Below are 13,499 nucleotides of genomic sequence, written 5' to 3'. Positions count from 1 at the left end.
CGCGTACGCGCCTCCCAAAAACTCGATACTCTGTGTTATCGATAGCACTCAGATATCGATACCACGCCACGTCCGCAACTGATTTTTGTTATGCCGTTGCCTTGTCGCATGAATCTGATATCGATATCACAAGCGATCGAGAAGCAGAACGGTCTGTCTGATGGGAGTGGATCACGTGAAGTCAATCCGTTTGCGAAATCGATCCTGCGCGGTTCATGCTTCACGGATCTCGGTTATCCTTGCTGCGTCCTTATGGGCCAATGGCGCATTGCCGCAGGTGGCGATGCCAATACAGCCCCAGGTCAGTCCCGAACGCCCAGATTGGGAAAATCCAGGGGTTAACGCCGCTGGCAAGCTGCCCGCACGCAGTTCCGGCTTTCCTTTCGAAAACCGCGCCTTGGCGTTGGACGGCGATCCGAAGAAGTCCGCACGGTATCTAGATCTGGACGGCGATTGGCGATTTGCGTTCGTTGAAAACGCGGACCTACGACCGCTCGATTTCTGGCACGACAAATTCGACGTTTCCGCATGGAAAACGATCCCTGTGCCCTCTGACTGGCAGGCACATGGGTATGGACAAGCGAAATATAACAACATTACCTACCCCTTCCCCGCAAATCGCCCGCTGATTCAACACGACATCAACGCCGTCGGGTCGTATCGCCGTGACTTTGTGCTGCCGTCAAACTGGACGAAAAACAGCACTATAGTTCTCCACGTCGGCGCAGCGGGCTCAGCCTATTATATCTGGGTCAATGGCCGGAAAGTTGGTTACTCTGAAGATTCCAAGCTGCCATCGGAATTCGACGTCACTCCATTCGTACGCGTCGGCAAGAACAATGTATCCATCCAAGTCTTTCGATGGTCTGATGGCAGTTACCTGGAAGATCAGGATTTTTGGCGCGTCAGTGGCATCGAGCGAAGCGTCTATCTCGTAGCCGAACCACAGCTTCGGCTGCTCGACACGTCGGTGCGCGCCGGGCTCGAGCGCAGATATGTGGATGGCCAGCTAACCGTCGACTTCCGCGTTGCTTCGGGTCGCCCCGCGACAGTTCGGGTCGTATTGCTGGATGGGCAGCAAGTCGTCTGGTCCAGAAGTCAGCGTCTGGGGGCTAAGATGGCCGCTCGCAAGGCGACGATAGCGGCGACTATTCCTCAAGTCAGGCGATGGACGGCGGAAACGCCGAATCTATATACGCTGGTTACCGAACTGCTCGATGAAAATGATAATCCCCTCCAGTCGACCGCGCGCCGGATCGGCTTCAGGACGGTCGAGATCAAAGACGGGCAAGTCATGGTCAACGGGCAGCCGATCACGATCCGCGGTGTCAACCGGCACGAACACGACCCGGCGACATTCCATGTCATATCGGAGGCGAGCATGCGGCGCGACATCGAGATGATGAAGCGCAACAACGTTAACGCCGTGCGCACGTCGCATTACCCGAACGCCGAGTTGTGGTACGATCTTGCCGACGAATATGGGCTGTACGTGATGGACGAAGCCAACGTCGAGAGTCATGCCTATATGGAAGCGGGGGACAAGGCACCCGGCAATACTCAAGCCGCGCGCGAACTCTACCAGATTGGCTATGACCCAGCCTGGGAGCAGGCCCATGTTGATCGGGCGGTGAATATGGTCCTGCGCGACCGCAATCACCCTTCGGTGCTGTTCTGGTCGCTGGGCAACGAAGCGGGAACAGGGCCGAATTTCGAAAAAGCCGCGGCAACTGTACGCAAAGCTGACCCGACGCGGCTGGTAAGCTATCTTGGCCACGGCATGCTGGGCCTTGAACACAAGGTCAACGATTACGTCGACATCTACGCCCCGATGTATGACACGCTTTGGAAGATGCAAGCGTACGCCACGGATCCGACCCATAAGCAACCAATGATCCAGTCCGAGTACGCCCATATGCAAGGAAACAGCGGCGGCGACCTGCAGGACTATTGGGACGTGATCTACAAACATCCCAAGCTGCAGGGCGGGTTCATCTGGGACTGGGTCGACCAGGGAATGAATGGGGTGGACAAGAACGGCCGTTTCTTCTGGAAGATGGGTGGGGATTATGGGCCAAACCCTGGTGGTGACATCGAATTTGGCGATGGCCTTATTCACGCTGATCGCCGTCCAAACCCGCACTTCTTCGAGATGCGTAAGGTTTATCAGCCGATCTCGTTTCGCTCGGACAATCCGGGAAGCGGCATCGTTACTCTCATCAACCGCCACGATTTCCAGGACCTGAGCGGCTATGAGCTGTCCTGGCAGCTGCTCGAGGACGGCCGTTCCCTTGCGCAAGGTGCAATCGCCAACCCGGGAATTGCGGCTCGAGCTTCGGGGCAGATCGCGATCCCGCTGCCATCTAGGGACGTCGGCAACGACAAGGAACGCTCTCTCATCATCATTGCCCGCGCTAAGCTTGGGGCCATCCCCCTGGTCAGTGAGGGAACTGTGATGGCGTGGGAGCAGTTCGCACTGGACAGCCCAAGCCCAGCCACCACGAGTCCCGCCGTCCCTTCGACCTCAACAGTCTCGGTATCGCGTGATGCGCAACGCTACATTTTAACGGCGGCCGGGACGGAACTTGCGGTAAACTCCGGGTCGGGGCTTCTTGACGGGCTCTCGTTTAACGGCCGGCAAGTTCTGCGCGGAGGCATGCCTAATTTCTATCGCCCTGTCACCGACAACGATATCGGGGCACAGGTCCCGGTAACACATGTCGTCTGGGCTATGATGAGCAAAAGCCGCATGGTGAAGACCGTAGCAGTACAGAAGTCCGAAGACGGCAGCGCGACTATTAGCATTAGCTATGATCTGGGCGCGGGAGCGGTCGACTTCGCCACGCGATACCGAATGGATGGCGCAGGGCACGTGACGGTGACGGTCACTTTCATGCCACTACGTGACACACTTCCGGACCCGTTACGCGTGGGCCTGTATTTTTCAGCCCCATCAGATTTTCACCGGCTGCTGTGGTTCGGCCGGGGCCCCCAGGAGAGCTACGCAGATCGAAAAACAGGCGCTCCGGAGGCGCGCTGGTCTGGGCTAATTGCCGAGCAGAATCACGACTATATGCGACCGATGGAAACGGGAAACAAAAGCAACGTCAGGTGGATCGAAATCGCAGACGACCTGGGACGAGGATTTCGCATTGCCGGTACAACGCCACTTTCCACCAATGTCCTTGCCTTTCCCTACGAAGATTTGGATCGCAGAGATCCGGGGACTTGGCGCAGTTCAGACATACACCCTCGCGAACATGTTTCCGTGTTGGTCGATGCAGCCCAGGTCGGCGTCGGAGGAGACACAGCCTGGAGCGAGGAAGCACGGGCTCACGGCAAGTATCGTATACCTGTTGCTCCGCTGAATTACAGCTTCACGATCGCGCCCTCGCAGCTGCAAACTGGAAGCGGAGCCAATACCCTATTGGAATTATTGGGGCCGGAAATCCCCAGCCCTGCCGGCGACCCGTCTTTCCCCCGATAATTGAATTGATTGACGCAACTGATATCGATATCAAGGTGAGTGTTGATACACCTGTCGCGGCGTTGCGCAACCTCCTTGCAGGCTCGACATCACGCGTCGCCGAAAGTCTGCCGACTTTCGGATCGGGAAGAGTCCTCCTCCAAATACTCCGCCCGACGTGCTGAGCGAATCGGGACACCGCTCCCAACTGGTGTCCCGGTCCGTCTGATAGAAGGCGATTTGTACGAATACAGACCTGCAAGTGACCTATTCGCTGGCAGCGCAACCCATTCATTCATGATTGTCGAGAAGGCGGCACGGAAGCCATGGGGCACATGATGGCCGTGATAGCCTGCCCGGTTGAGCAGATAACCGATGGCGTTGGCGCTCATCGTTCGGTGCCCATGGCGATTGCTTGGGAACACCAATGCACTGCGCCCGGTGAGAGGCCACAACACCCTCAACACATCGACGCTCTGCCTAGCCAGGGGGACGAGATGATCACCGCCGACCTCTTCCTTGCGATCACGGTCACCCTTCATGCGCGATGCCGGAATGCGCCAAAGGGGCTCGGTGCCATCGAGATCCTCGAACTCTTCCCATTGCGCGCCCCTGATCTCGTTGGGACGCACCGCCGTCAACGCCAAAAGGCGCAACGCGAGCCGGGTGATCGGGCGCGCCTGATCCTCTTCGGCATCATTGATCATTTTTCTTAGCCGGCCAAGATCGGTGATAGCTGGCTGGCGCCCTTTGCGCAGTGGCTTCAGGACCGCTCCGAGCTTCTCGGCGGGATCCTTTTCGGCGATGCCCTTGGCGATGGCATGGACAAAGACCGCCGAGATGCGTTGCCGGACACGCCTGGCAGTCTCCACTGCACCGCGCTCCTCGATGAGCCTCAGGATTTCGAGGACCTTAGGAGGGGTCATTTGCGAGATGGGAAGTTCGCCGATCGTCGGAAAGACATCCCGCTCGAGGCTGCGGATGACGTCATCGGCATGGACCCTGGCCCATTGCGTCCTGGCATTCTCGAACCAGTCCCGTGCCACCCGCTCGAACGTGTTGCGCGAGGCTTCCTGGTTGGCCTCGATGCGCAGCTTCTTGACGATCGACGGATCCTGGCCGTCCTCCAACTGGGACCGCGCTGCGTCGCGCTTCGCCCTCGCCTCGACCAGGCTGACCATCGGGTAAATGCCGAAAGCCATGGTCTTCTGCTTTTCGCCGTAGGCGTAGTTCCACTTCCATAGCTTCGATCCGTTCGGCTTCACCATAAGGTAAAGCCGATGGCTGTCGGTCAGCTTGTAGGCTTTGTCCCGCGGCTTGGCCGCGCGGACTTTTGCGTCGCTCAACATCGTCATCTCCGAGACCACGTTTTTCCAGAGCCGAGACCACGAATCGAGCCCACGCCATGCTGGGAAGCATGTGGAGGCGTGTGAACGACTGCGGTCGCCTGAGCCTGCTAAGCGTCAGTTTTCAGAGGAGAAACGTCAATCCGGGTGGACGTTTGTGGAACCCTGTGGAGGGGCTCTTGGCGGAGAGGGTGGGATTCGAACCCACGGTACGGTTTCCCGTACACTGCATTTCGAGTGCAGCGCATTCGACCACTCTGCCACCTCTCCGCAAGAGATCGTGCTACAGTGGGGAAGCCCCCACCGGGTCAAGCGAAGTGCGCCGCTAGCCGACTTGATCGAGCTTGCCAAGCCCCGTTTTCACTTTTTCGGGGAAGGGCCCGCAGGTTCGCTTGTTTGCCTCCCGCACAAAACCTATATCTGACCATATGAACAGAGCGTCCTTCTTCTCTCCTCAGGCCGGACGCGTCATCGATGCCCCCCGGCAAATGCGGGCGCGATTCGCGATCGGCGACGTGGTGCGCCACAGGCTGCACGACTTCCGCGGGGTGGTGTTCGACATCGATCCGGTCTTCGCCAACAGCGAGGAATGGTATCAGTCGATCCCCGCCGACGTGCGCCCGATGCGCGACCAGCCCTATTACCACCTCCTCGCCGAGAACGAGGAATCGAGCTACGTCGCCTACGTCAGCCAGCAGAACCTGATGGAAGACGCCGAAGGCGGCCCCGTGGACCACCCCTCGCTCTCGCAGATGTTCGAGGACTATGTCGAAGGGCACTACCAGTTGCGCCGCGGCCTCGCACACTGACGGCTGGGCTTCACCGCTATTGCGGGACGCGCCACGCAGCCTGAAGCGTCAAGCCGCCGGAGATTGATCCCGCGTCAGAGCGGTGCCGCCGGATGGACCGCCGCGCCCGTGCCGCCGGGCTTGGCCACCCGCAGCAGGGCGGAGACCTGGCCGGCGGGCACCGGGCGCGACAGCAGGTAGCCCTGCACTTCGTGGCACCCTACCCTTTTGAGGAACGCGTACTGCTCCTCCGCCTCGACGCCCTCGGCCGTCAGGCGCAGGCCGTTGGCGCGTGCCAGGCTGACGATCGCCTCGACCAGGGCCGCACCGGGCACGGTGCTCACGGCGTTGACGAACGAACGGTCGATTTTGATCCGGTCCACCGCGAAGTCGCGGATGTGGCTCAGCGAGGAGTAGCCGGTCCCGAAATCGTCGAGCGCGCAGGCGACGCCCAGGCGGCGCAGCTCGGACAGGGAGCGGGCAACGTCGCCCGAGGCCGCCATCAATGCGGTTTCGGTAAGCTCCAGCTCGAGTCGCTCGGGAGCGACGCCGCCTTCCAGCAGGACCTGCCGCACGGTCTCCACGAACTTGCGGCTGCGCAGCTGGATCGGCGACACGTTGACCGCGATGCGCACGCCGGGCCATGCCCGCGCATCCCGGATCGCGCGACGCAGGACCCAGTCGCCCACCACCTCGATGAGCCCCGATTCCTCGGCCGAGCGAATGAAGTCCGCAGGCCCGACCAGGCCCTGTTCGGGGTGCTGCCAGCGCAGCAGCGCCTCCACCCCGACCATGCGCCCGTCCTCGACCGCGTAGATCGGCTGGTAGTGTACCTGGAGATGCCGGTCGCAGTCGGCCAGGGCCACGCGCAAGTCGCGATAGCTTTCCTCGCGCGAGCGCACGTCGACGTCCATGTCCGGCGTGAAGAAGCAGAAGCGGCTGCGCCCTTCGTTCTTCGCCTTGTAGAGTGCGATGTCGGCCTTGCGGGTCAACTCGGTGCGGTCGACCCCGTGCGCGGGGGCGATGGCGACGCCGATGCTGGCGCCGATGAAGGCCTGCGAGCCCGACAGGTCGAAGGGGCGCTCCAGTTCGGCGACGATGCGCGCGCAGATCCGCTCGACGGCGACGCGGTCCTCGGGCTCGCCGATGAGAATCGCGAACTCGTCCCCCCCCAGCCGCGCCACGAGGTCGTAGCCCCGCACTTCCGCGAAGAGACGGCGCGCGACCTGCCGGATCAGGGCGTCCCCGGCGGGATGGCCGAGCGTGTCGTTGACCTGCTTGAAGCGATCCAGATCGATGTAGAGCAGCGCCAGCAGCGACTTGTGCCGCCGCGAGCGGGACAGGGCCTCGTCGAGCCTCGCCTCGAACATGGCGCGGTTGCCCAGGCCCGTGAGTTCGTCGTGCATGGCGCGGTGCTGGGCGTGGAGGCGGCTTTCCTCCAGGTCGTGCGTGCGCCGGGCGAGGCGGCTGGCGAGCAGGTAGATGACGCCGGTTGACAGCAGCAGCACGATCAGCAGCACCGGGCCGAGCGCGGCCGTGACCTGGCTCCCGGGCGCGAAGGGCCGCCATACCAGGTAGCCGATGATGCCGCCCGAGCGATCGTGGAGGGCCGCCGAACGCGCGCTCCCGCCACTGTCCGGCGCAATCGCATAATGCGCGTCGGTCAGGCCGTACTGCCGCCCGACGCGGGTGAAGACGTCGTCGTCGAGATACATGACCGCGACGTGCAGCACCTCGGTTCCCGGCACCTGCCGCAAGGTTCCGCTGTCCGTCACGATCGGCTTGAGACTGACGATGGCGGGGCGGCCGCGGATCACCGCAAGGTCGCCCTGCCCCGGCGACAGCATGGCAGGGCTGGCATTGGTGCGCTTCTGGATGGTGCGCGTCACCCGCAGGCGCCGCGCGAGCGGGCCCGCCACATCCTCCACGGCGATGTAGCTTTCCGGCCGCGTCCGCTTGCCTTCGCGCATGGCGTAGATCGGGTTGTTGCGGGCATCGAGGATGTAGACCTCGTTGATCCCGGCATAGTCCTCGAACCAGATGCCCAGGTTGAGGTCCAGCCAGCGCGGGTCGAGCGGCACCTTGTGCACCTGGCGGACGGCCTCGTCCCATACGGTCGAGGATTCCTGCGCATGCGCGACGCGCTCGACGCTCTGGGCGAGGACCAGCGAGACGATGGCGCGGTCCCGCTCCCGGGCGATCCGATCGACCTCGCGGCCGGACCAGTGCAGCATTCCGAGGATCAGGACGAGGATGCACAGTGCCGCCACGACGATCGGCGCGGTAAAGCGCACGACAGTCTTTCTGCGGTTGTCGCCAGAGGCTTTACCTAACGCCACATGGCCCTGCTTGCACCGGAGCAGATAAATTTCCGTTAATGAAGAGTGTATGTCTTCATTTTTTTGCGAAGTTTCAGGGCTTCGCGGGCCGTTCGGAAAATTTCGTCGCCGCCATTCCGGCGCGAACGCTCAGCCCTTCAGCTTCCAGCCCGAGCGCAGCACCAGGAACACCACTCCGGCGAGCAGCGCGTCGAGCAGTCCGAGGCCGAGCGCACTGTGCAACACCGCCATGTTGGTGTCGCCGATGTCGCTGGCGCCCAGGAACCCGAAGCGGAAGCCCGAGATCACGTAGAAGAACGGATTGAGGCGGCTGATCGCCTGGAACGCCGGGGCCAGGTTGTCGATCACGTAGAACGTGCCCGACAGCAGCGAGAGCGGGGCGATCACGAAGTTCGTGACTGCCGCGTTGTGATCGAACTTCTCGGCCCAGATCGACGACAGGAACCCCAGCAGCGCCAGGAACGTGGAGCCGGCGAGGCCGAACCACACCACCGCCCAGGGGTGCGCGACCGACATGTCGATCCCCGGCCACAGCAGCATCGCCGCCGCGAGGGCCAGGCCCACCAGCACGGCGCGGGTGACCGCCGCGCCGACGATCGCCAGCATCAGTTCGGCCTCGGTCAGCGGGGGCATGAGGAAGTCGATGATCGTGCCCTGGATCTTGCCGGCCAGGAACGAGAAGCTGGAATTGGCAAAAGCGTTCTGCATCATCCCCATGACGATCAGCCCCGGTGCCACGAACGTGGCGAAGTTGACGCCGAGCACTTCACGCCCGCCGCGTCCCAGCGCCACGGTGAAGATCACCAGGAACAGCAGAGTCGTGATCGCCGGCGCCCAGATCGTCTGGGTCTGGACCTTGAAGAAACGCCTGACCTCCTTCATATAAAGGGTCTTGAGCCCCACCCAGTTGACCTGGTGGATCACGGGCTCGCCCTTCGCCGGAAATCTGGCCAGAACGGAAGGAGTCGGATTGTCGCGGGGTTCGAGAATCCCGGGGGTATCCGGCAGCGCAGTGGAATGGGGTTGATCGGCCATGGACCGGCGACTATCGGCTGTAGCCTTCCGAGGCAAGCGGCGCCTGGATATCCGGGGCGATTCTGGGGCGATACCCCGGGGGCGCCCTGCCTTAGTATGATGGAACTGGAATGAGCTGGACGGACGAGCGGATCGAGAAGCTGACCAAGATGTGGGAAGGCGGTGCCACTGCCAGCCAGATCGCGGACGAACTCGGCGGCGTCAGCCGCAATGCGGTGATCGGCAAGGCCCACCGCCTCGGCCTCAAGGCGCGCCCTTCCCCGGTGAAGGCGAACGAGAAGCCGGTACGCCCCGCCGTGCCCAAGAAGGTCAAGCCGCTCGAGGCCGCGCCGCCCCCGGCACCCCGTGCGCCCGAACCGCAGGTTCAGGCACCCGTCGTCCGCGCGGCACCGCCCGCTCCCGAAGCGCCCGCGCCGCGCAGCCCCGAGCCGGCGCACACGCCCGCTGCGGCCGACGCACCCGCGCCGACCCCGGCCTCGGATCGTCCGCGCGTCGTCTCGGTCGGCCCCGGCGGCTTCCTGCGCCAGGGTCCCGGCGACCAGCAGCAGCCGATCCCGCCGGCCCCGCCGCGCCGCCTGGTTCCCGCCAAGCCCAGCGCCGAGATCGCCGGCAAGACCAGCCTGCTCGACCTCAACGACCGCGTCTGCCGCTGGCCGATGGGCCACCCCGGCGAGCCGGACTTCCACTTCTGCGGCGACAAGGTGAACCCGGGCTTCCCTTACTGCGTCGAACACTGCGGACGCGCCTACCAGGCGCAGTTGCCGCGCGGCGCCCGCCGTGCGCCTCCGCCGCTGCCCTTCGGCGGCCCGCGGGTCCGCTGAGCCGATGCGCGGGCGAAAGTCGATGCTCGCGGTGCTGCTGGCGCCGCTCGTGTTTTCGCTTTCGCCTGCCACGGCGCAGGAGGCTCCGGTGGCGCCCGCCGCCGCCGCCGAGGCACAGCCGGCTCCGGTTCCGGCTCCGGTCCCGGTCGAATATGTCTATGTCGCGCTGACCATGCCTCAAGGCGTCGTCACGCTCGCCCTTGACAGGACCCATGCCCCGCTGACCACGGCCAACTTCCTGAAATACGTCGATTCCAGGAAGATGGACGGCGCCGTCTTCTACCGCGCCATGCATCTCGACCATGACCCGGCCCAGGGCCTGCTGCAGGGCGGAGTGCGCAACGGCGCCAACCTGCTTCCCCCCGTCGCCCACGAACCGACCAGCAAGACCGGCATCACCCACGTTGCCGGCACGGTTTCGATGGCCCGCTTCGCGCCCGGCACCGCGACCGCCGACTTCCTGATCCTGGTGTCCGACATGCACGCCCTCGACGCCGACGAAGGCAACGACGGCAAGGACCCCGGCGCCGGCTTCGCCGCCTTCGGCCACGTCGTCTCGGGGATGGACGTGGTGAAGGCGATCTGGAACCTGCCGCGCTCGGCCACCAAGGGCGAGGGCGTTATGCGCGGCCAGATCCTCGAGGCGGACGTGAAGATCCTCAGCGCAAGGCGCACCAAAGCGCCCTGACTCAGGCCAGCAGGAACACCACGTGCCCCCGGAACATGGGGTCGCCGGAAAGCCCCGCCGGCTCCCGCCATTCCCCGCCTTCGACGAGCCCGATGCGATAGGGCATGCCCAGCTTGCGCAAACCGGCGAGGTAGGCCGCATAACCGGGGATGGTGCGCCGGCCCTGGTAGGTCTGCACGACGACCTCGTCGACGCATCCCGCCAGCCGCCGCAGCGCCGCCGGATCGCCCCCCGCGCTCCAGTCCATCAGGCCGGTGATGGAAAGCTTCCAGCGGCGCGGCAGCCGGCCGCGCAAGTCGGCGAGGAACGCGGCATAGCGATCGAGCCCCCGCGTCGCCGCGTCGAAATCGACCTGGAGCCCGGCCACGCGATTGCCCGCAGCCTCCCACAAGGCGAGCAGGCGCAGCACCTCGCGATGGATCGCTTCCTCCCAGTCGAGCCGTTCCACCCTTGCCACCAGCCAAAGCGTCGGCCCCGGAACCCGGGGTGTCGTCCGCAGGGGCTCGAAGCGACTGCCGGGATCATGGCGCACTTCGCCCGCCAGCACGTAGACCTCGCCGGCCTGCCCCAGCCAGCCGGGCGCGGTGACGCCGGGCCAGAGGAAGAACGCCTCGTAGCGGCGCGGATCGACGATGCCGCCGCCCGCGTCGCAGGCCGCAAGCGCCACGCTCGACAGCGCCCCGCCCAGCATCGCACGCCGGTTCACCAGTAGTACTTGAGGTCGATCGCCCATTTGCTCTTCGGATAGTCGCGCTTGAGACGCTGGAACCAGGCGCGGCGCTGCGCCTCGCTGGCATCCGCGCCGCCGCAGGAATTGTTGCGGCTGGGAGCATAGCACATCACCGAACGGTAGAGCGCATAGGCGGTGTCCTCGGGGGTGGCGGAGCGGTCCGCCAGCACGGCGGCGTAAAGCCCGGCACGCGGCGTCACCTTGCCGGGGAAGAGACCGGCCGTTCCGCCCAGCTGGTTGCCCGGCGGGTGGTCCCTGTCGGCGAGATAATCGTCGAAGCCGTTGAGACGGTAGAACTCGGCCAGGCACAGCCGGGCCTTCACATCGCCGGGCCGCGCCGCCAGCGCCGCGACGGTCCGGGCCAGCGCCGGGCAGACGTAGTCCTCCTGAAATTTCCCCCGGAGGAAAAGGCCCACCGGCGGGCGCGATTCGGGGTCGGCGCTCATCCACCCGCCCGTCCAGCCGGTGCCGACCCACCCGGTGGTGGAGGCGTTCGCCGGGACCAGCGCGAGATCGGCGACGCCGTCCGCATAGCGACCCCGGCCAAGGTCCTTGGCGATCAGCGTGAACAGCGCGACGTCCCGCTCGACCTGCCCCGCCTCCCGCGCCCCCGCCTGACGGCGCAGCAGGTCCGGACCCGCGACGTGGGCGAGCAGGAGCGTTCGGATCTCCGGCTCGGTGATGGGGCTCGAGGGCGCGAAGACTTTCGTCAGTTCGCCGCTGCGCTCCCAGTGCATCGCCAGCGCCAGCTCCACCGCCGGGCGCTGGTAGAGGTCGCGCGCGCCGCCGGTCATTTGCTGGAAGAAGCCCGCCGCATTGCGATCGCCCAGCTTCTCCAGCGCCAGCCCGCGCAGCATCTGGCGGCTGAAGGCCAGCGGGGTGAAGCTCTTCGCGCGGGCATCGTCGGGCACCAGCGCCAGGACGCGGCGATAGTCCCGGGCGACATGGTAGGCGAAGCTCGCCTGCAGGTAGGCATAGAGATCGGGCGCGCCTGCGAAGGCGGGCTGCTGCGCGGCTAGCTGCGCGGAGGTCAGCGGTTCGGGAACCTCGGACACCAGCAGGGGGCGATCGTCCTGCGCGTAACGACGCATGCGCAGCAAGTCCCAGGTCGCCAGGAGCACAGGCGCGTCGGCATCGGCACCCAGACCGGTACCGAACAGCACCTTGCTCTCGACTTCCTCGATCAGCGCCGGGGATTGCGGGGCGAGCGGCGATTGGGTCGCCAGCAGCGCCGCGTAGCTGCGCGCCAGTACCGGCCCCTCGCCCAGCAGCCAGGCGACGCGGCGCGTCAAGCCCGCGGCGGAGGCGGCATAGAGACCCTTGGGATAGGCGGAAAGGTAGTCCTGCAACGCCCTCCCCGCCCGTTCGGCGGAAGCCCGGTCGACCTTGTCGCCACCGGCATAGCCGCCCCACTCGTCGAACGCCCCGGCTTGCGCGGCGGCCAGTTCGGTACGCGCTGCCATGTAGCGAGCGGTCTGCGCGAGCCATGGCTCCCTCGACCGTGCGAGGTCGGCGAAACGCGCCCTAGCGACGGCGAAATCATCGGCATAGAAGGCCCGGGCGCCTTGCAGGTAGGCGAGATAGCCCTGCCCCGCCGCGCTCGACAAGGCCGGCCACGATGCCTGGCCCTTGTCGCCGTCGCAGGCCGGCTTGACCAGGTCGCGCGCCGCGGCCAGCGTCTCGCGCTCGCCGGGCTTGAGCGCCTTGCTCGCCGACAGCGCGGCGCGAAAGGCCTCGCCGCCGCTGCCCAGCGTCTGGCAGCGCGAACCGGCATAGTCCTGCCCGGTGCCCTCGCCGGTTGTCTGCGGGCGCGGCCAGAAAGCCGCCTGCAGTTCGTCCCAGCCGAGGAAGACATGCCCGAAGTCCGCGTTCTCCCATCCCCGCGCCGGGTAGGCCAGCTTGCCCGGCGCGGCGATCCCGGCCCGGTCGCGCAGCAGGAAGGCAAGGTTGACGCGCGTGTCGTTGCGCGGGCCGATCACCGCACTGCCCGCGCATTCGAACGAGGACGTCGCCAGCGTCCAGCCGGGCGAGCAGCCGTAGTCCCCGCTCGCGCCCGCCGCCTGCGGCCATGCCGCCAGCGCCGCGAGCGCCGTTCCCGCCAGTGCCACTCGCTTCATCGCATCCCTCCGATCCACGCCCTCGGTGCTTCGACGTAGCAGCAGGCCGGATCGGCCGCGCGCGCATGCGCGATCGCGGCATCGGGCAAGGCCGCCTTCCGGTCGGACATGGCCTCGACGACCGCCTGCTTCCTGCCGAACAGTTTTCCGAACATCGCCCCCCCTTGCC

General features: G+C 65.2%; 10 protein-coding genes and 1 tRNA gene. 4 read left to right on the top strand and 7 right to left on the bottom strand.

Annotated features, from left to right (window positions below):
• The first annotated feature begins 175 nt into the window (after window positions 1–175).
• A complete protein-coding gene (locus ACFFDA_RS28090) occupies window positions 176–3,487 on the top strand; it encodes a glycoside hydrolase family 2 TIM barrel-domain containing protein (RefSeq protein WP_404480529.1) in 3,312 nt (1,103 codons plus the stop codon).
• Window positions 3,488–3,576: 89 nt separating this feature from the next.
• Here the strand turns inward: ACFFDA_RS28090 and ACFFDA_RS28085 are convergent, their stop codons facing one another.
• Both ACFFDA_RS28085 and ACFFDA_RS28080 read right to left on the bottom strand, forming a co-directional pair.
• A complete protein-coding gene (locus ACFFDA_RS28085; RefSeq protein WP_404480528.1) occupies window positions 3,577–4,815 on the bottom strand; it encodes a tyrosine-type recombinase/integrase in 1,239 nt (412 codons plus the stop codon).
• Between the two features lie 177 nt (window positions 4,816–4,992).
• A tRNA-Ser gene (locus ACFFDA_RS28080) sits at window positions 4,993–5,082 on the bottom strand.
• A gap of 158 nt (window positions 5,083–5,240) precedes the next feature.
• Between ACFFDA_RS28080 and hspQ the strand changes: the two genes are divergently transcribed.
• Complete coding sequence (gene hspQ, locus ACFFDA_RS28075; RefSeq protein ID WP_404480527.1) at window positions 5,241–5,621, top strand: heat shock protein HspQ; 381 nt, start codon at window positions 5,241–5,243, stop codon at window positions 5,619–5,621.
• A gap of 74 nt (window positions 5,622–5,695) precedes the next feature.
• Here the strand turns inward: hspQ and ACFFDA_RS28070 are convergent, their stop codons facing one another.
• Both ACFFDA_RS28070 and ACFFDA_RS28065 read right to left on the bottom strand, forming a co-directional pair.
• Window positions 5,696–7,894, bottom strand: coding sequence for a putative bifunctional diguanylate cyclase/phosphodiesterase (locus tag ACFFDA_RS28070; RefSeq protein ID WP_404480526.1), 2,199 nt, complete (start codon window positions 7,892–7,894; stop codon window positions 5,696–5,698).
• A gap of 174 nt (window positions 7,895–8,068) precedes the next feature.
• A complete protein-coding gene (locus ACFFDA_RS28065; RefSeq protein WP_404480525.1) occupies window positions 8,069–8,974 on the bottom strand; it encodes an ABC transporter permease in 906 nt (301 codons plus the stop codon).
• Between the two features lie 110 nt (window positions 8,975–9,084).
• Between ACFFDA_RS28065 and ACFFDA_RS28060 the strand changes: the two genes are divergently transcribed.
• Window positions 9,085–9,795, top strand: coding sequence for a GcrA family cell cycle regulator (locus ACFFDA_RS28060; RefSeq protein ID WP_404480524.1), 711 nt, complete (start codon window positions 9,085–9,087; stop codon window positions 9,793–9,795).
• Window positions 9,796–9,817: 22 nt separating this feature from the next.
• Window positions 9,818–10,483 (top strand): peptidylprolyl isomerase, encoded by a 666-nt coding sequence (locus ACFFDA_RS28055; RefSeq protein ID WP_404480523.1) that lies wholly within the window; start codon window positions 9,818–9,820, stop codon window positions 10,481–10,483.
• Between the two features lies 1 nt (window position 10,484).
• Here the strand turns inward: ACFFDA_RS28055 and ACFFDA_RS28050 are convergent, their stop codons facing one another.
• Genes ACFFDA_RS28050 through ACFFDA_RS28040 form a run of 3 tightly spaced genes read right to left on the bottom strand, consistent with a single transcriptional unit; the run spans window position 10,485 to window position 13,485 of the window.
• Complete coding sequence (locus ACFFDA_RS28050; protein ID WP_404480522.1) at window positions 10,485–11,189, bottom strand: DUF3142 domain-containing protein; 705 nt, start codon at window positions 11,187–11,189, stop codon at window positions 10,485–10,487.
• Window positions 11,186–13,330, bottom strand: coding sequence for a hypothetical protein (locus ACFFDA_RS28045; protein WP_404480521.1), 2,145 nt, complete (start codon window positions 13,328–13,330; stop codon window positions 11,186–11,188). The genes ACFFDA_RS28050 and ACFFDA_RS28045 overlap by 4 nt, the downstream gene beginning before the upstream one ends.
• Complete coding sequence (locus ACFFDA_RS28040) at window positions 13,327–13,485, bottom strand: hypothetical protein (RefSeq protein ID WP_404480520.1); 159 nt, start codon at window positions 13,483–13,485, stop codon at window positions 13,327–13,329. Before ACFFDA_RS28040 ends, ACFFDA_RS28045 begins: the two co-directional genes overlap by 4 nt.
• Between the last annotated feature and the right edge of the window lie 14 nt (window positions 13,486–13,499).

The organism is Novosphingobium sp. BL-52-GroH (genome assembly GCF_044813085.1).
GTDB lineage: Bacteria > Pseudomonadota > Alphaproteobacteria > Sphingomonadales > Sphingomonadaceae > Novosphingobium.
This window is presented reverse-complemented; position numbering and strand designations above follow the sequence as displayed.